This window comes from Streptomyces sp. M2CJ-2 (assembly GCF_016757295.1).
Taxonomy (GTDB): Bacteria; Actinomycetota; Actinomycetes; order Streptomycetales; family Streptomycetaceae; genus Streptomyces.
On record NZ_JAESIF010000048.1, the window covers coordinates 18,707 to 41,504 of the forward strand.

Sequence of the window (22,798 nt, forward strand, 5' to 3'; positions counted from 1 at the left end):
AGGATGAGTGCTGTGGCGCGGAGCGCCTCGTCGAGGGGCGGTGGTCGGGTGACGGGTGGGCGTTGGGTGACGGGCAGGTGGGCGCTCCGGTGGTCAACGTCGAAGTCTATGCTCCGGCACTGACACTCCAGGGTTCCGCCGTCGTACCTTCTGGCGAGTGGCGCGGGCACTCCCGTGACGCGTCGCACGTTAGGCAGGGGACGGATCAGCCGTCCCCGGACGTCCCGTACCAGGAGGCACTCAGCGATGTCGGTCCCACAGCTCGACGACGAGCACCGCGGCGAGGAGATCCTCGCCGTTCTCGACACCGCCTTCGGCGAGCTCCTGGCCGCCGACCCGGCCGCGTTCCGCGTGAAGTTCCGGAAGATGGCGGCCTCGGCGTTCGCGTTCTACCGGGGTACGGCGTGCCTCTTCTACCATGATCATGAGACGGAAAAGCGTGGTGGTCCCTATCTGGACGACCGGACGTCCCGGGTGTGGATCCACGGCGATCTGCACGCGGAGAACTTCGGCACGTACATGGACTCCAACGGCCGTCTGGTCTTCAACGTCAACGACTTCGACGAGGCCTACGTCGGTCCCTTCACCTGGGACCTCAAGCGCTTCGCCGCCTCCATGGCGCTGATCGGCTACGCGAAGGCGCTCAGCGACGAGCAGATCACCGAGCTGGTGCGGATCTACACGGCCGCGTACCGGGAGCGCATCCACGCGCTGGCGACCGGAGCGAAGAGCGACGAGGTGCCGCCGTTCACGCTGGACACCGCGCAGGGTCCGCTGCTCGACGCGCTGCGCGACGCCCGCTCGCTGACCCGTTTCGGGCTGCTGGACTCGATGACCGTCATCCGTGACTTCGAGCGCCGCTTCGCCTCCGGCGGCGGCGCGGTCGAGCTCGACGCCGCCACGCGCTACAAGGTCCTCGCCGCCTTCGACGGCTATCTGGAGACGCTGCCGGACGCCTCGCTGGCCCGCCCGGACTCCTACCGCGTGAAGGACGTCGTGGGCCGCCGCGGCATCGGCATCGGCTCGGCCGGGCTGCCCTCATACAACATCCTGCTGGAGGGGCACAGCGACGCGCTGGAGAACGACGTCGTGATCTACATCAAGCAGGCCCAGACCCCGGCCGTCTCCCGGCACATCACCGATCAGGCGATCCGGGACTACTTCCGGCACGAGGGCCACCGCACGGTGATCTCCCAGCGCGCCCTGCAGGCGCACGCCGACCCGTGGCTGGGCTGGACCGAGCTGGACGGCGCGGGTCAGCTGGTCGCCGAAGTCTCGCCGTACGCCGTGGACCTGGACTGGGGCGACATCGACGAGCCGGAGGAGATGGCCCAGGTCGTCGCCGACCTCGGCCGGGCCACGGCCACGATGCACGCGGCCGCGGACGACACCTCCGGCGAGTCCCTGGTGCCGTTCTCCACCGAGCGCGCCATCGACGCGGCGATCGCGGCCGACGAGGAGGGGCTGGAACCCCTGCTGGTCGACTTCGCGCACACCTACGGCGCACGCGCGCGCCGTGACCACCAGATCTTCCTGGACCTGTTCCGCAACGGCAGGATCCCGGGACTGTGACCCTCCTCCCGCCCGGGGAGGCACAGCTCGCCGGGGAGACACAGCCCACAGGCACCCTTTAGGGATCCCTTACCGGAGCACGTGACACACTCGTTCCCATCATGGACATACCCGGGGCCCCGCTCAGAGCCGTGCGCGCGGCGCTGTTCACGACCATGGTCGTGACCCTCAGCGCCGCGTCGCACGTGCTGCTGTCCGGGGCCCCGCTGCCGCTGAACACGGTGACGGTGATCGCCGCCGCCGTGTTCGTCCTGGCCTACGCGCTCGCGGGCCGGGAAGGCTCCTTCGGGCGGATCGCCGCCCTGCTGATCCCGCTGGAGCTGGCCGCCGACACCGTGTTCACCACCGGGCAGCACCTCTGTTACGGGCAGATGGGCGGCCCGGTCGCGGGTCCGCTGCGCTCGGTCGGCTTCGACCTGCTGTGCGGCGACGGCAGCAGTGTGGGCACCCCGCTGGCCCGGGTGGCCGGCACCGCGGCCGACGGCGGTGACCGGTTCGTCGGCCTGCTCGCCCAGGCCGGCCCCTCCACCGCCTGGCTGCTGCTCGGCGCGCACATCGGCGTCGGTCTGTTCGCCGCCGCCTGGCTGCACCGCGGCGAGCGTGCGCTGGCCCAGCTGCTGGGCGCGATGGCGGCGAGCACGTTCCGGCCGCTGCTGCTGGCGGTCGCCGCGGTGACCGTGCGCCGGGCCCCGAAGGCCCGCCGGCCGCATCGCCCGGTCCTCCGGGCCACCACGGCCGTGGACCGGTTCCTCGTGCACTCCCTGGGACGACGCGGACCGCCGTGCTCCGCCGCCCTCGCCCGAGGCTGAGGCGACCTCCGCCTCCGGCGACACGCAGTCCGAGCACCTGTAGTCCCCCCATACCTATCCCGCACACACACTGTGCGCGTCCCCTGTGGAGAGCATCACCATGAGCAAGCGGAACAGCCAGGCGGCGAAGACGGCGGCCCGTGAGCGCCTGCGCGTCGAGCGCGAGCGCGAGGCCAAGAAGGCCAAGGTCAAGCGTCAGCTCGTCGTCGCCGGCTCGATCGTCGGCGTCCTGGCGATAGCCGGCGGCGTCGGCTACGCGATCGTCCAGGCCAACCAGCCCAGCGCGTGGGAGGCCGCGGCGGACGCCAAGCTCGTCAAGCCGGCCAACAGCAGCGGCGAGAACGGCACGACCGTCGTCATCGGCAAGTCCGACGCGAAGAAGACCCTGGAGCTGTACGAGGACCCGCGCTGCCCGATCTGCGCCACGTTCGAGCAGGGCGTCGGCAAGACGATCGAGAAGGACGTCGCGGACGGCAAGTACAAGGTCCAGTTCGTCGGCGCCTCGTTCCTGGACCGCAACCTGACCGGCGAGGGCTCCAAGAACGCCCTGAGCGCCCTGGGCGCCGCGCTGAACGTCAGCCCCGAGGCGTTCCTCGCCTACAAGGCCGCGCTCTACTCGGCCGAGTTCCACCCCGAGGAGAGCCAGGACAAGTTCAAGGACGACTCCTACCTGATCAAGGTGGCGAACTCCGTCGAGGAGCTGAAGGACAACAAGAAGTTCCAGACGGCCGTGGAGGACGGCACCTACGACAAGTGGGCGCTGGAGATGTCCAAGAAGTTCGACGACAGCGACGTCAAGGGCACCCCGACGCTGATGATGGACGGCGAGAAGGTCACCGGGGCCGACGGGCAGAGCACGCCCATGACGGCCCCCGAGTTCACCGCGGCGATCGACAAGGCCCTCAAGGCCTGACCCCCGGTCGGCTGACTCCGTGCTGAAGAGCGGGCGAACTTTTGCGAGTTCGCCCGCCCTCGCGCTTACCTGTCAGTAACCTGATCGGCTGTGACCAGTCGACACAGATCATCCGAGAGCACCGTCTCCGCCGCCGCGGACGCCGACTCCCTTGCTCCGCGCCGCCGTACGGTCGTCAAGGCAGCCGCCGCCGGCGCGGTCCTGGCGGGGCCGCTCGCCGCCGCGCCGCCCGTCCGCGCCGCCACCGCCCAGGCTCCCGCCTTCCTGCACGGGGTGGCCTCCGGCGACCCGCTGCCGGACGGCGTCCTGCTGTGGACGCGGGTGACTCCGACGCCGGAGGCGATACCCGGCTCCGGATTCGGCCCGGACACCGAGGTCAGCTGGACCGTCGCCCTGGACAAGGCGTTCAGCACCGTCGTCGCGAAGGGCTCGACCCGTGCCACCGCCGCCTCCGACCACACCGTCAAGGCCGACATCCGCGGCCTGGCGCCGGCCACCGACTACTGGTTCCGCTTCTCCGCCGGCGGCACCGACTCCCCCGTCGCCCGTACCCGCACCGCCCCGGCAGCCGACGCCGCGGTGACCGGTCTGCGCTTCGGCGTGGTCTCCTGCTCCAACTGGGAGGCCGGGCACTTCTCGGCGTACCGCCATCTGGCGGCCCGCGGCGACCTGGACGCCTGGCTGCACCTCGGTGACTACATCTACGAGTACGGCACCGGCGAGTACGGCACCCGCGGCAGGACCGTCCGCCCGCACGCGCCCGCCCACGAGATCGTCACCCTCGCCGACTACCGCGTCCGGCACGCGACGTACAAGACCGACCCCGACCTCCAGGCGCTGCACGCCAAGGCGCCGGTCGTGGCGATCTGGGACGACCACGAGTTCGCCAACGACGCCTGGTCGGGCGGCGCCGGGAACCACACCGAGGGCTCGGAGGGCGCCTGGGCCGCGCGTCAGGCCGCGGCCAGGCAGGCCTACTTCGAGTGGATGCCGGTGCGTCCCGCGCTGGCCGGCACCACCTACCGCCGACTGCGCTTCGGCAGGCTCGCCGACCTCTCGCTGCTGGACCTGCGTTCCTTCCGCTCCCAGCAGGTCTCGCTCGGCGACGGCGAGGTCGACGACCCGGACCGCACGCTCACCGGCCGCGCCCAGCTCGACTGGCTGAAGGCGGGGCTGTCGGCGTCCGACACCACCTGGCGGCTGGTCGGCACCTCGGTGATGATCTCGCCGCTCGCCCTCGGCGCGCTCCCCGCCAGTCTGCTGAAGCCGCTCGCCGAGCTGCTGGACCTGCCGCGGGAGGGCCTCGCCCTCAACACCGACCAGTGGGACGGCTACACCGACGACCGCCGCGAACTCCTCGCCCATCTGCGGACGAACGCGATCGGCAATACGGTCTTCCTCACCGGTGACATCCACATGGCGTGGGCCAACGACGTACCGGTGAACGCGGGCACCTATCCGCTGTCCCCGTCGGCGGCCACCGAGTTCGTCGTCACCTCGGTCACCTCCGACAACCTCGACGACATCGTCAAGGTTTCCGAGGGAACCGTCTCCTCGGTCGCCTCACCGCTGATCAGGGCCACCAACCGGCATGTCCACTGGGTCGACACCGACCGCCACGGCTACGGCGTGCTGGACGTCACCGCCGAGCGGGCGCAGATGGACTACTACGTGCTGTCCGGCCGCACCGACCCGGCCGCCACCTCCGCGTGGGCCCGCTCGTACCGGACCCGCAGCGGCACGCAGCGGGTCGAGCGCGTCCACACCCCGGTCTGACGCCCCGGATCAGTCCTCCAGCGAGTCGAGGAAGCCGAGCGCCACCCGCCAGGTGGCCTCGGCGGCCTCCTCGTCGTGGTCCGGCAGGTCGGGGTCGGTGTAGAGGTGGCCGGCCCCGGCGTACCGGTACACCTCGACGTCGGCTCCGGCGCGGCCCATCTGCAGGTACCAGGCACTCAGCCAGTCGTCGGTCTCGAACGGGTCCGGCTCGGCGACGTGCAGTTGCACCGGCAGGTCGTCCACCTCGGCGTTCGCCGCGATGTCCGAGGTGCCGTGCAGAAGCAGCAGCCCGCGCGCCTTGCCGTCGCCGAGGGCCAGCGTCTGGGCGACCGAGGCGCCGAAGGAGAAACCGGCGTACACCAGCCCCCGCTCCGAGTAGGGCGCGGCGGCGAGGACGGCCCGTCTCAGCAACTCGTCCCTGCCGATCGACTCCTGGTGGGCCATGCCCTCCTCGACCGTGTCGAACGTACGGCCCTCGAAGAGGTCGGGCGTCCACACCTCGTGTCCGGCGCCGCGCAGCCGGTCCGCGGCCCGGGACACCGCGGGCCGAAGGCCGTAGGTCGAGTGAAACAGCATGATGTTCATGACCCCCATGGTGCCAGCCGGGTGTGACAGCCGGTTCCGGCCCGGTCGGCCGGGCCGGCGCACCCGGCCGACCGGGCCGGGGGCCGTACCCACGACGGCGCGAATCTCACATGTTCACTCCGCGCGAGGGCGGTTACGTTCGAGGGCATGGAAGACGTGCTCCGCCCATTGATCGTGGTCGGCGGCTCGGTCGTGCTCACCCTGGTGCTCGGCTGGGCCACCGACCGACTGCTGCGCAAGGCCGACGAACAGCACCCGGAGACCCCGCTGTGGGGGCTGCTCCGCCGTGCCCGCATCCCCTACCAACTGCTGATCTGCGCGGCCCTGCTGAGAGGGTCGTACGACCAGGCCCGGCTGTTCGAGGACCACCGGGAAGGCATCGGGCGGATTCTGACGCTGGTGATGATCGGATCGGTCGCCTGGATGGTGATCCGGATCGCGGCGGCCGTCGTCGAGACCTCGTACACCCGGTACGCCAACGTGCACCGCGAACGCTCCCCGGCCAGGGTCCGCCGGGTGCGCACCCAGGTGACGCTGATCAGGCGGGTGGTCTCGGCGGTCGTCGGGGTGGTGGCGGCGGCCGCGATGCTGCTGACCTTCCCCGCGATGCGCACGGCCGGCGCCTCGCTGCTGGCCTCGGCCGGTGTCCTCGGCATCGTCGCCGGTGTCGCCGCCCAGTCCACGCTCGGCAACCTGTTCGCCGGACTGCAGATCGCCTTCGGCGACATGGTCCGCATCGGCGACACGGTCGTGGTGGACGGCGAGTGGGGCACGGTCGAGGAGATCACCCTGACCTTCCTGACCGTGCGCACCTGGGACGAGCGCCGGATCACCATGCCGGTGTCGTACTTCACGTCCAAGCCGTTCGAGAACTGGTCGCGCGGCACACCGCAGATGACCGGCACCGTCTTCTGGCACCTCGACCACTCGGCCCCGCTGGAGGCGATGCGTGACAGGCTCCGCGACATCCTGCGGGAGTGCCCGGCCTGGGACGGCCGCGCCTACAACCTGACCGTGACGGACAGCACGCCCAGCACCATGGAGGTGCGGGCCCTGGTGACGGCCAGGGACGCGGACGACATATGGACGGTACGGGTCGCGGTCCGCGAGCGGATGATCCGCTGGCTGGCCGAGGAACACCCCTACGCCCTGCCCCGGGTCAGCACGGCCGCCGCGGAACTGCCGCCGGGCCCGGCGCCGGAGTCCGACGGCCACCGCCGCTCCCCCGGCACCGTACCGGCGGCCCGCGGCCCGCACGAGAGCACCGGGAAGCGGGAAACGCCCGCAAGCCCGACGAGCGCAACGAACACGACGAACACAACAAGCTCAACAAGCTCAACAAGCACCGACAAGCGCTGACGACGTCTCAGTGGCCGCGTTCCGCGCCGCCGTTGACCTGGATGATCTGCGAGGTGATGTGCGCGGCGCCCGGGGAGGCCAGCCAGTGCAGGGTGGCGGCCACGTCCCCGGGCCTCCCGGCCCGGCCGTCGGACGTCTCGGCGATCAGCCGCGCCCGCCGCTCGTCGTCGAGGCCGTCGCCGAAGAAGGCGGTGTCCTCGATGTAGCCGGGCGCGACCACGTTGACCGTGATGCCGTGCGGCCCCAGCTTCCGGGCGAGGTCGTGGGCGTACGGGTGCAGTCCGGCCTTGGCCGCCGCGTACGCGAGCTGCCCGGAGCCCCGGTAGGCGGCGATGGAGCTCAGGAACAGCACCCGCCCGCCGGGCTCGGCGAGCCGGTCCTTCAGAGCCTCCGTGAGCAGTACGGCGGTCAGCAGGTTGAGCCGGAAGTTGACCGTCCAGTGACGGGCGACGGCGTCGAGCGGGTCGTCGCCCCCGGCGGGGGGTTCGAGGAGGCCGTTGCCCCCGGCGCTGTGGATCAACACGTCGACGGCCCCGAACTCCCGGCCCACGAAGCCGCTGACGCCGCGCACGGCCACCGGGTCGGCGAGGTCGGCGGCGTACACCGACGCCCCCGGCACCCCGGCCCCGGCCCGCTCCAGCACGTCCCCGCGCCGCCCGAGCAGCAGCACCCGGTCCCCGTCCGCGGCGAACATCCGTGCCGCCGCCAGCCCGATCCCCGTACCGCCCCCGCTGATCACCACGTTTCTCGTCATACCCCGACCCTACGAACAGAAGGCCGCACCGGGGGACGAACTCACCGCATACTCCGCACATCCAGATGCCGCAGCACCCGGTCCACCACCCCTGGGTCGGCCCCCGCCTCGCTGCGCGCCGCCAGCACCTCGTGCCGGGCGGCGCTCAGCATCTCGCTCCGGATCCGCCGCACCCGCTTCGCCCGCCGGGTCCGCTGCCGGTGGGACTCCCTCCGCTCGTCGTCCGCCATGTCCGGGTTGATCTGCATCCCGATCTCGAAGGCGCTCCGCAGCATCTGCTCGGACAGCTCCTCCGGCAGCTCCTCGACCTCCTCGATCTCCCGCAGCCGCCGCTTGGCCGCCCGCGCCGCCCGGACCGCGAGATCCCGCTCGTACTCCTTCTCCCGCCCGGTGTCGGCCTCCACTCCCAACCGCTTCACCAGCCACGGCAGGGTCATCCCCTGGACCAGCAGCGTCGCCATGATCACACCGAACGCGATGAAGACGATCTCACTGCGGACGGGAAAGGCGTCCCCGGCATCGGTCTGCAGCGGAATCGCCAGCGCCAGGGCCACGGAGGCCACTCCGCGCATCCCGGACCACCACATCACCACGGTCTCGCGCCAGCCGAGCGGGATCTCCTCGTCGAGGTCCCGCGCGGAGTGCAGCCGCTTCGTCAGCCAGGCCGCCGGCAGCAGCCACAGCAGCCGGACGAGGACGACCACGCCCACGATCGCCGCCGCCCAGCGGAGCAGTTCGCCCCAGTGGCCGGCCGCGGTGCTGACCGCGTTGTGCAGCTCCAGGCCGACCAGCCCGAACGCGACACCGGTGACGAGCGTGTCGACGATGTCCCAGAAGGCGTGCCCGGCGAGCCGGGTCATCACCTCGTCGGCGTCGGTGGCGTACTCCACCAGGAACAGCGCGGTGGTGAGTACGGCGAGCACCCCCGAGCCGTGCAGTTCCTCGGCCAGGGCGTAGGCGGCGAACGGCACCAGCAGGCTCATCGCGATCTGCAGGGTCGCGTCCCCCAGCAGGCCCATCAGCCTGTTGGCCCCCCAGCCCAGCGCGAGGCCGACCGCGACCGCCACCACCGCCGAGAGCACCAGGTCCAGCCCCGCCCGCCAGGGCGAGAAGGTTCCGCTCACGGCGGCGACGATCGCCACGTGGTACAGCACGATCGCCGTCACGTCGTTGAACAGGCCCTCGCCCTCCAGGATGGACACCATCCGGCGCGGCAGCCCCAGCTTTCCGGCGACGGCGGTCGCCGCGACCGGGTCGGGCGGCGCGACCAGCGCGCCGAGGGCCACCGCGGCGGCCAGCGGCAGACCCGGCACGATCGCGTGCGCCACGACGGCCACACACAGCGTGGTGACGAACACCAGCGCCACGGCCAGCAGGAGGATCGGTCTGACGTTCGCGGCGAACTGGCGCCAGGACGTCCGGCGGACGGCGGCGTAGAGCAGGGGCGGCAGCAGCAGCGGCAGGATCAGGTCCGGCGGGATGTCGACGTTCGGGACGAACGGCAGCAGCGCCAGGGCGATCCCGAAGACCGTCATCAGCACCGGCGCCGGCAACCCCAGCCGGTCTCCGACCGGGACGCTCACCACGGCCCCGAGCAACACGGTGAACAGCAAGGCCAACTGATCCACGGTCAGCGCTCCGGTCGGGTCGACGGTCGCACAGCAGGCTTCCAGCCTGCCACGCTCCTGCCCTCACCAGGCCGTTCGATACGCCGGTTACAGAACGCGCCGCATGGCCCGGTGCGGCATGCCCGCGTCCGGGAACTCCGGCCCGTACGCCTCGTACCCCAGCCGCTCGTAGAACCCCAGGGCATGGGTCTGCGCGTGCAGGTCGACGGCGGTGAGTCCGCGCGCGCGGGCCGCCTCCTCGATGCCCCGTACCAGTGCCGCCCCGACGCCGAGCCCGCGCGCCCGGCGGGTCACCGCGAGCCGCCCCAGGGAACCGGCCGACGCATCCCCACCGTTCTTCGCGGCGGCGGCCTCGCCGTGCAGCAGACGCCCGGTGCCGAGCGCCTCGCCGTCCGCACCGAGCGCCAGCACGTGCACGGCACCGGAGTCGTACGCGTCGTACTCGAGGTCCTCCGGCACGCCCTGCTCGGCGACGAAGACCTCCTTGCGCACCGCGAAGCACGCCTCCCGGTCGCCGGGCCCCACCGCCTCGCGGACCACGTACGGGGTGCTCACGCGTACGTCTCCTCCCGGACCTGGTCCAGCGCCTGCTGCAGGTCCTCGGGGTAGTCACTGGTGAACTCCGTCCACCGGCCGTCCCCCGGGTGCTCGAAGCCGAGCCCCACGGCGTGCAGCCACTGGCGGGTCAGGCGGAGCCGCTTGGCGAGCGTGGGATCGGCGCCGTACGTCAGGTCGCCCACGCAGGGGTGCCGGTGGGCGGCCATGTGGACGCGGATCTGGTGGGTGCGGCCGGTCTCCAGCTTGACGTCGAGGAGGGAGGCGGCGCGGAAGGCCTCGACGAGGTCGTAGTGCGTGACGGAGGGCTTGCCCTCGGCGATGACCGCCCACTTGTAGTCGTGGTTCGGATGGCGGCCGATGGGCGCGTCGATGGTGCCGCTGGTCGGGTCGGGGTGGCCCTGGACCAGCGTGTGGTAGCGCTTGTCGACCGTGCGCTCCTTGAACTGGCGCTTCAGCGACGTGTACGCGTACTCGGACTTGGCGACCACCATGAGACCGGAGGTACCGACGTCGAGACGGTGCACGATGCCCTGGCGCTCGGCGGCGCCGGAGGTCGAGATGCGGTACCCGGCGGCGGCGAGACCGCCGATCACGGTCGGTCCGGTCCAGCCGGGCGAGGGGTGGGCGGCGACCCCGACCGGCTTGACGACGACGACCACGTCGTCGTCGTCGTGCACGATCTCCATGCCCTCGACGGGCTCGGCGACCACCTGGACCGGCGCGGGCGCCTGCGGCATCTCCACCTCGAGCCAGGCGCCGCCGCTGACCCGCTCCGACTTGCCGACCACCGATCCGTCGACCGTGACCTTTCCCGCGGCGGCGAGCTCGGCCGCCTTGGTCCGGGAGAAGCCGAGCATGCGGGAGATGGCGGCGTCGACGCGCTCGCCCTCCAGGCCGTCGGGCACGGGCAGGGTACGGATCTCGGGAATGGTGCTCACCCGTCGAGTATGCCGGACCGGTCGGACCACCCCGTACGCGCGTTCAGTGGGCCGGTCAGTCCTTGTGGACGGTTCCGTCCGGGTCGAGGCCCCGGAAGGACAGCAGGACGATCAGGATGCCGCCGCAGACGATCGCCGAGTCCGCCAGGTTGAAGACGGCGAAGTGCTTGGGCGCGATGAAGTCCACGACCGCGCCCCGGAAGACCCCCGGGGAGCGGAAGATCCTGTCCGTGAGGTTGCCGAGGGCACCGCCGAGCAGCAGCCCCAGCGCGATCGCCCAGGGCAGGCTGTACAGCTTGCGGGCGAGCCGGACGATCACCACGATCACCGTCGCCGCGATCACCGTGAAGATCACGGTGAAGGCCTCGCCGAAACCGAAGGCCGCACCCGCGTTGCGGATGGCCTCGAACCTCAGCCACTCTCCGACGATCTCGATGGGCGCGTGGTGCTCCAGCTTGGCGACCACGATCATCTTGCTGATCAGATCGAGGGCGTAGGCGACGGCGGCGACGGCGAACAGCACGGCCACCCGCCGCTTGCCGCGGGGTGTGCCGGGCGCCGTGTCCGGGCCCTCGGCCTGGGCATCGGCCCGGTCGTGCTCGGCACGGTCCTGCCCGCCCCGGTCCGCGTCCGGGGTCTCCGGCGTACCGATGATGCGCTCCGCCTCTGCCACGTGAGTCCCTCAACCTAGGTGCCTGACTGAGGACGAGGGTACGACACACCCTGCACGGCCCTCGTGCTCAGGAGGCATGTGGAGGCGATCAGTAGCGTCGCTCCTGCTTCTGCTTGCACTCGACGCACAGCGTGGCCCGGGGGAAGGCCTGCATCCGGGCCTTCCCGATGGGGTCGCCGCAGTTCTCGCACAGGCCGTAGGTGCCGGCGTCCAGGCGCTGCATGGCGCGCTCGTACTGGGTGAGCATCTCGCGCGCGTTGGCGGCGAGCGCCAGTTCGTGCTCCCGCGTGATGTTCTTCGTACCGGTGTCGACCTGGTCGTCGCCCGCGCCGTCACCGGAGTCCCGCATCAGGCCGGCCAGCGATCGCTCGGACGAACTGATCTCCTCGCGCAGCCGCAGCACCTCGGCCATCAGTTCGGCCCGCGCGTCCTCGACCTCCTCCGGTGTCCAGGGAGCCTCGCCCGGGCGCACCGCGAGATCGCCGGGCTCCACCGCCGCGATCCGCGCCTTGGGCACGGCGGTCTTCGCCGCCGTCGCCGTACCAGGAGTCTTCTTAGCACCCACCGTGGTCGCTCCCGTCTGCGTCGCGGTCCCGGCCGCGCCCGCTTCAGTGGCCGTGCCGCGCCCGGCCATGTCCTGTGTGCCCCCGCTGGTCCTGGTGGTGCCCTTGTGTGCGGCTCCCCGGCCGGTCCGCTCCCCGGCGCCCCGCGAAGCACCGGCCCGCCCGACGCCGGCCCCCGCTCCGTCCGTTTTCCCGCCGGAGCCGCCCGCCGCCGCGGAGACCGTCTTCTTCTCGGCCGCCTTCTTCGCCGCCGACCCCTTCACGGCCTTCCCCGCCGTCTTCTTCGCAGCCGCCTTCCGTGTGGCCGTTCCCTTCATGGCCGTCGCCTTCCCGGCCGCCTTCTCCGCCGTCGCCTTCCCGCCCCCCTGTGTGCTCCTCCTCCCGCTCTCCCCCTTGGCTCCGCCGCCGGAAACGGGCGCGGCCCCGCTGGACGCCGACTTCTCGTCGACGGTCTTCTTCGCCACCATGGCCGCGGCCCCTTCACATACCGTGAGCTTGCGCGCGAATCGTGCTGGGACGATAAATCGACTCGGGTCCCGCGGCAACGGGGCGCACCGCCCGATTCGCCCGCCCCGCCGACGCCGCGCGGCGGACCTGCATGCGTTGTGCCCAGCTCCCCGGCGGGTATGCCATCGAGCCGGGCCTCCGCGAATCCGAACGCCCGTACCACTCCATTTGGGCGTATGTCACTCCATGAGGAGCCTCCGCTGCGCCTCCGCGGCGCGCGTGCCGCCCCGTCGGCCGCCCGTGCGGCAAACCGGTCGGCCCCTGCCTCCGCCGCGCCGTACACTGGGCGCAGCGAGAAGCGTGGATGGGGACGAGTAGCGGCGTACGCAGCCCAGAGCGACCCGGGGACGGTGTGAGCCCGGGGGCGAGCCCGACGTGAAGATCACCCCGGAGCCGCCGGAGGAAAGTCCTGGACAGTGGGCTCGGCCCACAGGCCCACCGGGGCGAGTAGAACCGGCATCGCGACCCCAATGAGGGGGCTCACCGGAGCACACGACGCACCGGGGGGCCAAGGAGGGTGGTACCGCGGGAGCGCGCCGACGGCGGCGCAGGGATCGACACAGCTCTCGTCCCTCCGGACGGAAGGCAGCAAGTCCGCCGGAGGAAGCCCGCTGATGACAACGCCGACGTACCGACAGGTGCCAGCCCAGGTCGACCTGCCCGCCCTCGAGCACGCCGTGCTCGACTTCTGGCGGGAACAGAAGATCTTCGCCAAGAGCCTCGAGCAGTCCGAGGGCCGCCCCGAGTGGGTGTTCTACGAGGGCCCGCCCACCGCCAACGGCATGCCGGGCGCCCACCACATCGAGGCGCGCGTCTTCAAGGACGTCTTCCCCCGCTTCCGGACCATGCAGGGCTACCACGTGGGCCGCAAGGCCGGCTGGGACTGCCACGGCCTCCCGGTGGAGCTGGCGGTGGAGAAGGAGCTCGGCTTCTCCGGCAAGCAGGACATCGAGGCGTACGGCATCGCCGAGTTCAACGCCAAGTGCCGCGAGTCGGTGACCCGCCACACCGACGCCTTCGAAGAGCTCACCACCCGGATGGGCTACTGGGCCGACCTCAACGACCCCTACCGCACCATGGACCCGGAGTACATCGAGTCCGTCTGGTGGTCGCTGAAGGAGATCTTCAACAAGGGTCTGCTGGTCCAGGACCACCGTGTCGCCCCCTGGTGCCCGCGCTGCGGCACCGGCCTGTCCGACCACGAGCTGGCGCAGGGCTACGAGACGGTCGTCGACCCGTCCGTCTACGTCCGCTTCCCGCTCACCTCCGGCCCGCTGGCCGGCGAGGCCGCGCTCCTGGTGTGGACGACCACGCCGTGGACGCTGGTGTCGAACACCGCGGTCGCCGCGCACCCCGAGGTGACCTACGTGGTCGCCACCGACGGCGAGGAGAAGCTGGTCGTCGCCGAGCCGCTGGTGGCCAAGGCCCTCGGCGAGGGCTGGGAGACCACCGGGCAGACCTTCACCGGCGCCGAGATGGAGCGCTGGACGTACCGGCGCCCCTTCGAGCTAGTTGCGTTCTCCGAGCCGGCCCACTACGTGGTGAACGCCGACTACGTCACCACCGAGGACGGCACGGGTCTGGTCCACCAGTCCCCCGCCTTCGGTGAGGACGACCTCAAGGTCTGCCGCTCCTACGGCCTGCCGGTGGTGAACCCGGTCCGCCCCGACGGCACCTTCGAGGAGGACGTCCCGCTGGTCGGCGGCGTCTTCTTCAAGAAGGCCGACGAGAAGCTGACGGAGGACCTGGGCAGTCGCGGCCTGCTCTTCCGGCACACCCCGTACGAGCACAGCTACCCGCACTGCTGGCGCTGCCACACCGCGCTGCTGTACTACGCGCAGCCGTCCTGGTACATCCGCACCACGGCCGTCAAGGACCGGCTGCTCGAGGAGAACGAGAACACCAACTGGTTCCCGGACTCGGTCAAGCACGGCCGCTACGGCGACTGGCTGAACAACAACATCGACTGGGCTCTGTCCCGCAACCGCTACTGGGGCACCCCGCTGCCGATCTGGCGCTGCGAGGACGACCACCTCACCTGTGTCGGCTCGCTCACCGAGCTGACCGGGCTGACCGGCACCGACCAGTCGGGCCTCGACCCGCACCGCCCGTACATCGACGAGGTCACCTTCGCCTGCCCTCAGGACGGCTGCGCGAAGACCGCCACGCGCGTGCCGGAGGTCATCGACGCCTGGTACGACTCGGGTTCGATGCCGTTCGCGCAGTGGGGCTACCCGTACAAGAACAAGGAACTGTTCGAGGCCCGCTACCCGGCGCAGTTCATCTGCGAGGCCATCGACCAGACCCGCGGCTGGTTCTACACGCTGATGGCCGTCGGCACCCTGGTCTTCGACAAGTCGTCGTACGAGAACGTCGTCTGCCTCGGCCACATCCTCGCCGAGGACGGCCGCAAGATGTCCAAGCACCTGGGCAACATCCTGCAGCCGATCCCGCTGATGGACCGGCACGGCGCGGACGCGGTCCGCTGGTTCATGGCGGCCGGCGGCTCCCCGTGGGCGGCCCGCCGGGTGGGGCACGGCACCATCCAGGAGGTCGTCCGCAAGACGCTCCTGACGTACTGGAACACGGTCGCCTTCCAGGCGCTGTACGCGCGCACCTCCGGCTGGGCCCCGTCCGAGGCCGACCCGGCGCCCGCCGACCGCCCGCTGCTGGACCGCTGGCTGCTCTCCGAACTGCACGCGCTCACCGACCAGGTGACCCGGGCGCTGGAGGGCTTCGACACCCAGCGGGCCGGCAAGCTGCTGTCCGCGTTCGTCGACGACCTGTCCAACTGGTACGTCCGCCGCTCCCGGCGCCGCTTCTGGCAGGGCGACAAGGCCGCGCTGCGCACCCTGCACGAGGTCGTGGAGACGGTCACCAAGCTGATGGCTCCGCTGACCCCGTTCATCACCGAGCGGGTCTGGCAGGACCTGGTCGTGCCGGTCACCCCGGGCGCCCCCGAGTCGGTCCATCTGTCCTCCTGGCCCGAGGCGGACCTGACCGCGATCGACCCGCAGCTGTCCACCCAGATGGTGCTGGTGCGCCGCCTGGTGGAGCTGGGACGGGCCACCCGCGCGGAGTCGGGGGTCAAGACCCGCCAGCCGCTCAAGCGCGCCCTGATCGCCGCGAGCGGCTTCGGCGCCCTCCACCCCGAACTGCACACGCAGATCACCGAGGAGCTGAACGTCGAGTCCCTGGCGTCGCTGTCCGAGGTGGGCGGCTCACTGGTGGACACCACGGCGAAGGCCAACTTCCGCGCGCTGGGCAAGCGGTTCGGCAAGCGGGTCCAGGACGTGGCCCGGGCCGTCGCGGACGCGGACGCCGCCGCGCTGTCCCTGGCGCTGCGCGAGGGCACCGCCTCGGTGGAGGTCGACGGTGAGACGATCACCCTCTCCCCGGACGAGGTGATCATCACGGAAACCCCGCGCGAAGGCTGGTCGGTGGCGTCCGACTCGGGTGCCACGGTCGCCCTGGACCTGGAGATCACCGAGGAGCTGCGCCGCGCGGGCCTGGCCCGGGACGCGATCCGGCTGATCCAGGAAGCCCGCAAGAACAGCGGCCTCGACGTGGCCGACCGGATCGCCCTGCGCTGGACGGCCACGGAGGCCGCCACGATCGCGGCGCTGACCGAGCACTCCGCCCTGATCGCCGACGAGGTCCTGGCCACGGACTTCGCCCAGGGAGAGGCGGACGACTCCTACGGGCAGGCGTTCACGGACGAGGGCCTGTCCCTGACGTTCCGGCTGCACAAGGCATAGGCACCCCGGGCACCCGCCCCGCGTCGCCAGCACCCCCGAGGGCCCGGGCCCGCCGAGAAAGTTCGGCGGGCCCGGGCCCTCGGCGTTGTGTCCGTCGGACAACTGCCCCGGGCCTCGAACAACCACCGCAAAGAGCCCGAACGCGCGTAGCGAAAGGGCGGGGCCCCGGGTTGTCGAACCCGGGGCCCCGCCCTGAACGCCGTCGGCCGTCAGGCCGTACTCATGGCCGTGAGGCCGTCAGTTGTCGTCCTCGTCGATCAGGAACCCGCGCATCGGCGAGGGTGCCTGGCCCATCGGCGACGGCCCCTGCGGGCGCACCGGCGCCATGGGCTGGGTCATCGCCGGCTGCATCTGCTGCTGGCTGCCGTAGGACGGGCCGGGCTGGGCGCCCGGACCGCCGCCCATCGGCTGGTTGCCGCCGTAGGACGGCGCACCGGCACCGGCCGGAGCCATCGAGGGCGCCGGGGACGGCGGCAGCGACGGGGCGGCGGGCTGACGCGGCGGGGCGAGCGAGTCGTCCGCCTGGGTCTCCAGCTGACGCAGCTGCGACTCCAGGTAGGACTTCAGCCGCGTGCGGTACTCGCGCTCGAAGCCGCGCAGGTCCTCGACCTTGCGCTCCAGCGTGGCGCGGGCGGACTCCAGGGAGCCCATCGCGACGCGGTGCTTCTCCTGCGCGTCCCGTTCCAGGGCGTCCGCCTTGGCGCGGGCGTCCCGCTCGAGACCCTCGGCACGCGAACGCGCCTCACCGACGATCTTGTTGGCCTCGGAACGGGCCTCGGCGATCGCCTGGTCGGCGGTCTGCTGGGCCAGCGAGAGCACGCGGGCCGCGCTGTCGCCACCGGGGCCGCCCTGCTGGCCGGGGAGGCCGGGAGGACCGCCCATGGGGCCGCCCATCGGGCCGCCGGGGCCGCCCATCGGGCCACCGGGGCCCATCTGGCCCGGCATCTGGCCCTGCATCGGACCGCCGGGGCCCATCTGCCCCTGCATCGGGCCGCCCTGGCCCATCGGCCCGGGACCCTGACCCATGGGACCCTGACCCATGGGGCCGGGACCCTGCGGGCCGCCCTGCCCGCCCTGTCCGCCGGGGCCGGCGGGCAGCTGCGGCGCACCGCTCGGCAGCTGGGGCGGACCACCCATGGGGCCACCCATCTGCTGCTGCGGCGGGCCCGATATGCCGGCGGGCACCGGTCCGCCGGGACCTCGCATGCCCTGCTGGGGCATGCCCTGGGGAGGCGGCCCCTGCTGCCCCTGCTGGTCCTGTGGTTCAGGGGGCTTGCGCATGTTCTGCTGGTTCTGGGCAGCAGCGCGCGTGGCCGCGGCCAGTTTGGCGCGCAGGTCCTCGTTCTCTCGGAGCAGGCGCGTCAGTTCGGCTTCGACCTCGTCGAGGAAGGCATCGACCTCGTCCTCGTCATAGCCTTCTCGGAGGCGGACGGTCGTGAACTGCTTGTTCCGCACGTCCTCGGGGGTCAACGGCATCTCTTCACCTCAACGTAGTCATCGGCAGTCGGCAGGCCCATGTCGTCCACAGTCACCTCAGCGCACTGCCCACGAGGGAGATCAGGATGTAGACAATGATCATCAGTACGAAGAAGGACAGGTCGAGCGCCACGCCCCCGAGACGCAGCGGCGGGATGAACCGCCGCAGAAGCTTCAGCGGTGGATCGGTGACAGTGTAGGTGGCCTCCAGGACGACCACCATCGCCTTGCCGGGTTGCCACGAGCGGGCGAACTGGAAGACATAGTCCATGACCAGACGGAAGATGAGCACGATGAGGAACACCATCAGCGCGATGTAGATCACCTGCGCGAACACGCTCATGGTCTGTCGGTCCCTCTCCCCTGTGCCTTGCTTCTGTCCGGTCCTGCGTCTCAGCTCTGGTTGAAGAACCCGCCCTCTGCGATACGGGCCTTGTCCTCCGCCGTGACATCGACGTTAGCAGGAGACAGCAGGAACACCTTCTGCGTCACCCGCTCGATGCTGCCGTGAAGACCAAACACCAGACCGGCCGCAAAGTCGACAAGTCGCTTCGCGTCCGTGTCATCCATCTCAGTAAGATTCATGATCACCGGGGTGCCCTCACGGAAGTGTTCCCCGATGGTACGGGCCTCGTTGTAGGTCCGCGGGTGAAGCGTGGTGATCCGGTAAGGCTCTCGTTCCGACACGACCTTGGGCATGATCACCGGTGCGTTCTTCTCCAGGTTCGCGCGTTCTTGTGTGATGGATGCCACGGGCGCGATCCGCGCCGGGCGTGCCGATTCAGCGGGAAGCGAAGCGGACCGGGCAACCGGCTCGCGGGGCGGGGGCGGTTGCACCACTCGCACCTCTTCGTCCCTTTGGAGTTGATGTGCCCCATGCAACTGGCGCGACGGTTCGTGTCGCCGGTGGTCCCGTTCGGGCTCCGGATCGAGTTCGGGCTCGAAGTCGTCGTCTGGGTCAAATCCGCGGCCGTCGTACCCATCGTCCTCCACGAGGCCGAGGTAGACCGCCATCTTGCGCATCGCGCCGGCCATGCTCCGAGTCCTCCTCTGTGGTGGATCCGCTGACGACCGCCAAGTGCCCGCGATCCACAAGGTCCTCAAGTCCGCCCATCAGCGGCAATGACCATATTTTCTACTGTGGTCCGACTTCCTGGCGACGTTACCCGAGCCCGGGGCGGACTCCGAGTACCGCACTGCCGACGCGCACATGTGTCGCTCCGGCCGCAACGGCCTGTTCGAGATCCGTACTCATCCCCGCAGAAACCATTTTCGCAGCCGGATGAGCCGTGCGCAGGCCGGTCGACAAATCCATCAAGCGCTCGAACGCCGCCTGTTGCCGTCCGGCGTACTCCCCGGCGAGCGGGGCGACGGTCATCAGCCCGTCCAGCCGCAGCCCTTCGGACCCGGCGATCAGATCGGCCAACTCCGCGACGCCGCCCGGCGCGACGCCGCCGCGCTCCCCCCGGCCCCCGCCCGCCGCGGACTCATCGGCGTCGAGCGCGACCTGGACGAGACAGCCGAGTTCACGTCCGGCCCGCACGGCCTCCCTGGCGAGGGCCGTGACAAGGCGGGCACGGTCGACGGACTGCACGAAATCCGCGTAACCGACCACGGATCGCACCTTGTTGGTCTGAAGTTGTCCGACAAAGTGCCAAGAAAGAGGCAGATCGGAGCATTCGGCCGCCTTGGGGGCGGCGTCCTGGTCACGGTTCTCGGCGACATGACGTACACCGAGTTCCGACAGAATCCGCACATCACTGGCGGGGAAGGTCTTGGTGACCACGATCAGGGTCACCTCGTCGCGCCCGCGCCCGGCGGCCGCGCACGCGGCGGCGATCCGTCGCTCCACATCCGCGAGGTTCGCGGCGATTTCGTCCCTACGTTCCGTCATGCCCCATCAGTCCAGCCATACATAGCCCGCGAGCCGCCCGGTGGAGCGGTCGCGCCGGTACGAGAAGTGATCGTCCGACTCCAGAGTGCACACCTGCGACCGCTCGCGGTCGCGCACCCCGAGCCGTTCGAGCTGGGCGTGCACGCCCCCGTCCACATCGACCGCCGGCGTACCCCAGCTCGTCTCGGCGTGCGCCGCCGGTTCGACGGCGGCCACGTCGGCGCGCATCTCCTTCGGCACCTCGTAGCACCGGCCGCAGACGGCGGGTCCGGTGCGGGCGACGATCCGAGCCGGGTCGGCACCGAGTTCGGTCATGGCCCGCACGGCGGCGGGGACCACCCCCGCGACCAGTCCGGGCCGTCCCGCGTGGGCCGCCGCGGCCACACCGGCGACGGGGTCGGCGAGCAGCACCGGCACGCAGTCGGCGGTGAGCACGGCGAGGGCCAGGCCCCGTCGCGCGGTGACGACCGCGTCGGTCTCGGGGACCGGACGATCGCCCCACGGCGCGTCGACCACCTTCGTGTCGGCGCCGTGCACCTGGTTCATCCACACCACCCGGGCCGGGTCGAGGCCGAGGGACGTCGCGGCCAGTTCGCGGTTGACGCGTACGGCGTCGGGATCGTCACCGACCGCTCCGCCGAGGTTGAGCTCCGCATACGGAGCGGCGCTCACCCCGCCCCACCGGTCGGTGAAGGCGAAGTGCGCGCCGCGCACGCTCTCGTGCCGCCCTATCACTTGAGGAAGTCCGGGACGTCCAGTTCCTCGGCCGCGCTGTCCGAGTAGGCCCTCGTCGGCTGGACCGGCGGCTGAGCCACCGGGATGTCACTGACCGGCTCGGGGGCCGGCTCCGGCTCCTCCTTGGGCGTGACGCTGCCGAGCGAGCCGAAGGACGGCCGGCTCTCGGGTTGCCGCGCGGGGGCGGGTTCCTCGCGCTTGGCCGAGGACGAGCCGAGGACGTTGTCCCGCTTCGCCGGCGGCTGGCCGCCGTCGAAGCCGGCCGCGATCACGGTGACCCGGACCTCGTCGCCCAGGGCGTCGTCGATGACCGCGCCGAAGATGATGTTGGCCTCCGGGTGGGCGGCCTCACTGACCAGCTGGGCGGCCTCGTTGATCTCGAACAGGCCGAGGTCGGAACCGCCGGAGATGGAGAGCAGCACACCCCGGGCGCCGTCGATGGAGGCTTCCAGCAGCGGTGAGGAGATCGCCATCTCGGCCGCCGCCACCGCGCGGTCGTCGCCGCGGGCCGAACCGATGCCCATGAGGGCCGAACCGGCCTCGGACATGACCGACTTGACGTCGGCGAAGTCGAGGTTGATCAGGCCGGGCGTGGTGATGAGGTCGGTGATGCCCTGGACACCGGAGAGCAGGACCTGGTCCGCCGACTTGAAGGCGTCCAGGACCGAGACCTGGCGGTCCGAGATGGACAGCAGCCGGTCGTTGGGGATGACGATGAGGGTGTCGACCTCTTCACGGAGCTCGGCGATGCCGTCCTCCGCCTGGTTGGCGCGGCGCCGGCCCTCGAAGGTGAACGGGCGGGTGACCACGCCGATGGTGAGAGCGCCGAGCGAGCGGGCGATGTTGGCCACGACGGGGGCGCCGCCGGTGCCGGTGCCACCGCCTTCACCGGCCGTCACGAAGACCATGTCGGCCCCCTTGAGGACCTCCTCGATCTCCTCGCGGTGGTCCTCGGCCGCCTTGCGGCCGACGGCCGGGTTGGCTCCGGCGCCGAGTCCGCGGGTGAGTTCACGGCCGACGTCGAGCTTGACGTCGGCGTCGCTCATCAACAGGGCTTGCGCGTCGGTGTTGATGGCGATGAACTCGACGCCCTTGAGACCGACCTCGATCATCCGGTTGATGGCATTGACACCACCGCCGCCGACACCGATGACTTTGATGACTGCGAGGTAGTTCTGCGGTGCTGCCACGTCGAAGGCCTCTCGCCTCGAGTTACGTGTCGCCGTCTCACGGCCTTGCCGCGGTCCGACGACTGATGCCGATGGGGACGGTCCGTATCACCGACCCGAACCCTAACGTTGAAGTTTAGGGTTACCAGTGTGCCTGCTCCCTGGAGTCTTCTGAACAGGACACTAAGTCGACAAGTGGCGCGCGTTCAACGAACACGCCGAACCTCCCGTTTTTCTTTTCACCCTATGTGATCAGCCGTGGCACCGCCCAACCAGGGGGTTGACCTGCACTGATGCACGTCAACCCCCCGATGACGCGGGGGCGGTGGGAACACTCACGTCGAAGTGCCGTGCGCCCGGCGCCGCTTTCAGCAGGGCGGTGAGGGTGCGTCCCTTCGCAGCACCCTTCTCGGCGCTCCCCCAGACGACCTCCCTGCCGTCCGTCAACTTCAGCGAGATGTCGTCGTGGGTACGGACGTTGACGCTCCGGGTGGCCCGGGCAACGGGGTCCGGGACGTCGCGGACGACCCGGACCGCCTCCCGCACCAGCCGCGCCTCGCCGAAGCGGCGCAGGCTCGCGGCCGTGGTGCCGCTCCGGCGGACGGTCAATTCCAGCCGGGGAACACCTCGGGGGGCCTTCGAAACCGTGGCGTACCGGACCCCCTCGGCGTCGATCTCGATGAACTCCCCACCCTTTTCCATCAGGAGAACCGGGGTGCGCTCGGTGATTTCCAACCTGATTTCGTGCGGCCAGGAACGAATCACGTCAACCGTTCCGATTCGGGGCATTTCCTTGCGAAGTCGCGACGCGATCGCCTCGGTGTCCACCATGGCCAGCGGGCCCCCGAGGGGAACGTCGGCGACCTCGCGCACCTGCCCGGGGGACAGCACCCGGGTCCCGGACACGGAGACCCGCTCCGCCCTGGCCAGATCGGAGCCGTACAACAGCCAGAACGCCCCGCTCCCGAGGAACACCAGGGCGACCGCCAGGATGATGATCAGACGAAGGTGCTGCCGCCCCAACCGCCTGACGGGCGGCGGGCCGGACGACTCCCGCTGGTGTCCACCGCGCTCGGCGGTCGTCGTTCCGGCCACGAATCCTGCCTCCCGTCATCCGCGTCCGACTGTGCG

At 71.0% G+C, this 22,798-nt stretch carries 20 protein-coding genes; 6 read left to right on the forward strand and 14 right to left on the reverse strand.

Translation table 11 applies throughout. The features are described from left to right. Nucleotides 1–246 precede the first annotated feature (246 nt). The 4 genes from JL475_RS27890 to JL475_RS27905 all read left to right on the forward strand — a co-directional run bounded on the left by JL475_RS27890 (nucleotide 247) and on the right by JL475_RS27905 (nucleotide 5,070). Entirely contained in the window at nucleotides 247–1,572 is a 1,326-nt protein-coding gene (locus JL475_RS27890) for a DUF2252 domain-containing protein (RefSeq protein WP_202280724.1), read from the forward strand. A gap of 101 nt (nucleotides 1,573–1,673) precedes the next feature. After that, nucleotides 1,674–2,381 carry a hypothetical protein gene (locus JL475_RS27895; protein WP_202280725.1) on the forward strand — a complete coding sequence of 236 codons (708 nt, stop codon included), beginning with the start codon at nucleotides 1,674–1,676 and terminating at the stop codon, nucleotides 2,379–2,381. Nucleotides 2,382–2,481: 100 nt separating this feature from the next. Next, nucleotides 2,482–3,294, forward strand: a complete 813-nt coding sequence (locus JL475_RS27900; protein ID WP_202280726.1) for a DsbA family protein — start codon at nucleotides 2,482–2,484, stop codon at nucleotides 3,292–3,294. Nucleotides 3,295–3,384: 90 nt separating this feature from the next. After that, nucleotides 3,385–5,070: an alkaline phosphatase gene (locus tag JL475_RS27905; RefSeq protein ID WP_202280727.1), complete on the forward strand. Its 1,686-nt coding sequence runs from the start codon at nucleotides 3,385–3,387 to the stop codon at nucleotides 5,068–5,070. Nucleotides 5,071–5,079: 9 nt separating this feature from the next. Here the strand turns inward: JL475_RS27905 and JL475_RS27910 are convergent, their stop codons facing one another. Continuing rightward, the gene (locus tag JL475_RS27910; protein ID WP_202280728.1) at nucleotides 5,080–5,655 is read right to left on the reverse strand and encodes a dienelactone hydrolase family protein; all 576 of its coding nucleotides are present in this window, start codon (nucleotides 5,653–5,655) and stop codon (nucleotides 5,080–5,082) included. Between the two features lie 147 nt (nucleotides 5,656–5,802). Here JL475_RS27910 and JL475_RS27915 point away from each other — a divergent pair, with 147 nt between their 5' ends. Next, nucleotides 5,803–7,014 (forward strand): mechanosensitive ion channel family protein, encoded by a 1,212-nt coding sequence (locus JL475_RS27915; RefSeq protein WP_202280729.1) that lies wholly within the window; start codon nucleotides 5,803–5,805, stop codon nucleotides 7,012–7,014. Nucleotides 7,015–7,021: 7 nt separating this feature from the next. Here the strand turns inward: JL475_RS27915 and JL475_RS27920 are convergent, their stop codons facing one another. The 6 genes from JL475_RS27920 to JL475_RS27945 all read right to left on the reverse strand — a co-directional run bounded on the left by JL475_RS27920 (nucleotide 7,022) and on the right by JL475_RS27945 (nucleotide 12,595). Continuing rightward, the gene (locus tag JL475_RS27920) at nucleotides 7,022–7,768 is read right to left on the reverse strand and encodes an SDR family NAD(P)-dependent oxidoreductase (RefSeq protein ID WP_202280730.1); all 747 of its coding nucleotides are present in this window, start codon (nucleotides 7,766–7,768) and stop codon (nucleotides 7,022–7,024) included. A gap of 41 nt (nucleotides 7,769–7,809) precedes the next feature. Beyond that, entirely contained in the window at nucleotides 7,810–9,396 is a 1,587-nt protein-coding gene (locus tag JL475_RS27925; protein WP_202280731.1) for a Na+/H+ antiporter, read from the reverse strand. A gap of 87 nt (nucleotides 9,397–9,483) precedes the next feature. After that, nucleotides 9,484–9,951 carry a GNAT family N-acetyltransferase gene (locus JL475_RS27930; protein ID WP_202280732.1) on the reverse strand — a complete coding sequence of 156 codons (468 nt, stop codon included), beginning with the start codon at nucleotides 9,949–9,951 and terminating at the stop codon, nucleotides 9,484–9,486. Continuing rightward, on the reverse strand, nucleotides 9,948–10,892 hold the full coding sequence (locus JL475_RS27935) for an RluA family pseudouridine synthase (RefSeq protein WP_202280733.1): 945 nt from the start codon (nucleotides 10,890–10,892) through the stop codon (nucleotides 9,948–9,950). Before JL475_RS27935 ends, JL475_RS27930 begins: the two co-directional genes overlap by 4 nt. Before the next feature lie 55 nt (nucleotides 10,893–10,947). Beyond that, the gene (gene lspA / locus JL475_RS27940; RefSeq protein ID WP_202280734.1) at nucleotides 10,948–11,565 is read right to left on the reverse strand and encodes a signal peptidase II; all 618 of its coding nucleotides are present in this window, start codon (nucleotides 11,563–11,565) and stop codon (nucleotides 10,948–10,950) included. 88 nt (nucleotides 11,566–11,653) lie between these two features. After that, nucleotides 11,654–12,595, reverse strand: a complete 942-nt coding sequence (locus tag JL475_RS27945) for a TraR/DksA family transcriptional regulator (protein WP_202280735.1) — start codon at nucleotides 12,593–12,595, stop codon at nucleotides 11,654–11,656. A 654-nt stretch (nucleotides 12,596–13,249) separates the two neighbouring features. Here JL475_RS27945 and ileS point away from each other — a divergent pair. Next, the gene (ileS, locus tag JL475_RS27950; protein WP_202280736.1) at nucleotides 13,250–16,393 is read left to right on the forward strand and encodes an isoleucine--tRNA ligase; all 3,144 of its coding nucleotides are present in this window, start codon (nucleotides 13,250–13,252) and stop codon (nucleotides 16,391–16,393) included. A gap of 237 nt (nucleotides 16,394–16,630) precedes the next feature. On the opposite strand, the gene JL475_RS27955 is transcribed toward ileS, so the two are convergent. The 7 genes from JL475_RS27955 to JL475_RS27985 form a co-directional block, all read right to left on the reverse strand. After that, nucleotides 16,631–17,869 (reverse strand): DivIVA domain-containing protein, encoded by a 1,239-nt coding sequence (locus JL475_RS27955; RefSeq protein ID WP_202280737.1) that lies wholly within the window; start codon nucleotides 17,867–17,869, stop codon nucleotides 16,631–16,633. A gap of 52 nt (nucleotides 17,870–17,921) precedes the next feature. Then, nucleotides 17,922–18,212, reverse strand: coding sequence for a YggT family protein (locus tag JL475_RS27960; RefSeq protein ID WP_109383520.1), 291 nt, complete (start codon nucleotides 18,210–18,212; stop codon nucleotides 17,922–17,924). 50 nt (nucleotides 18,213–18,262) lie between these two features. Beyond that, nucleotides 18,263–18,904: a cell division protein SepF gene (locus JL475_RS27965; RefSeq protein ID WP_202280738.1), complete on the reverse strand. Its 642-nt coding sequence runs from the start codon at nucleotides 18,902–18,904 to the stop codon at nucleotides 18,263–18,265. Between the two features lie 127 nt (nucleotides 18,905–19,031). After that, entirely contained in the window at nucleotides 19,032–19,763 is a 732-nt protein-coding gene (locus JL475_RS27970; protein ID WP_202280739.1) for a YggS family pyridoxal phosphate-dependent enzyme, read from the reverse strand. A gap of 6 nt (nucleotides 19,764–19,769) precedes the next feature. After that, a complete protein-coding gene (pgeF, locus tag JL475_RS27975) occupies nucleotides 19,770–20,498 on the reverse strand; it encodes a peptidoglycan editing factor PgeF (protein ID WP_202280740.1) in 729 nt (242 codons plus the stop codon). Continuing rightward, nucleotides 20,495–21,688: a cell division protein FtsZ gene (gene ftsZ / locus JL475_RS27980; protein WP_109383516.1), complete on the reverse strand. Its 1,194-nt coding sequence runs from the start codon at nucleotides 21,686–21,688 to the stop codon at nucleotides 20,495–20,497. The genes pgeF and ftsZ overlap by 4 nt, the downstream gene beginning before the upstream one ends. 279 nt (nucleotides 21,689–21,967) lie before the next feature. Further along, on the reverse strand, nucleotides 21,968–22,762 hold the full coding sequence (locus tag JL475_RS27985) for an FtsQ-type POTRA domain-containing protein (protein ID WP_202280741.1): 795 nt from the start codon (nucleotides 22,760–22,762) through the stop codon (nucleotides 21,968–21,970). Between the last annotated feature and the right edge of the window lie 36 nt (nucleotides 22,763–22,798).

Coding starts and splice junctions, on each gene's coding strand:
- JL475_RS27945 (WP_202280735.1), bottom strand. CDS start 12,595: ATGGTGGCGAAGAAGACCGTCGACGAGAAGTCGGCGTCCAGCGGGGCC.
- JL475_RS27960 (WP_109383520.1), bottom strand. CDS start 18,212: ATGAGCGTGTTCGCGCAGGTGATCTACATCGCGCTGATGGTGTTCCTC.
- JL475_RS27955 (WP_202280737.1), bottom strand. CDS start 17,869: ATGCCGTTGACCCCCGAGGACGTGCGGAACAAGCAGTTCACGACCGTC.
- JL475_RS27915 (WP_202280729.1), top strand. CDS start 5,803: ATGGAAGACGTGCTCCGCCCATTGATCGTGGTCGGCGGCTCGGTCGTG.
- JL475_RS27910 (WP_202280728.1), bottom strand. CDS start 5,655: ATGAACATCATGCTGTTTCACTCGACCTACGGCCTTCGGCCCGCGGTG.
- JL475_RS27970 (WP_202280739.1), bottom strand. CDS start 19,763: ATGACGGAACGTAGGGACGAAATCGCCGCGAACCTCGCGGATGTGGAG.
- JL475_RS27895 (WP_202280725.1), top strand. CDS start 1,674: ATGGACATACCCGGGGCCCCGCTCAGAGCCGTGCGCGCGGCGCTGTTC.
- JL475_RS27920 (WP_202280730.1), bottom strand. CDS start 7,768: ATGACGAGAAACGTGGTGATCAGCGGGGGCGGTACGGGGATCGGGCTG.
- JL475_RS27900 (WP_202280726.1), top strand. CDS start 2,482: ATGAGCAAGCGGAACAGCCAGGCGGCGAAGACGGCGGCCCGTGAGCGC.
- JL475_RS27890 (WP_202280724.1), top strand. CDS start 247: ATGTCGGTCCCACAGCTCGACGACGAGCACCGCGGCGAGGAGATCCTC.
- JL475_RS27965 (WP_202280738.1), bottom strand. CDS start 18,904: ATGGCCGGCGCGATGCGCAAGATGGCGGTCTACCTCGGCCTCGTGGAG.
- ileS (WP_202280736.1), top strand. CDS start 13,250: ATGACAACGCCGACGTACCGACAGGTGCCAGCCCAGGTCGACCTGCCC.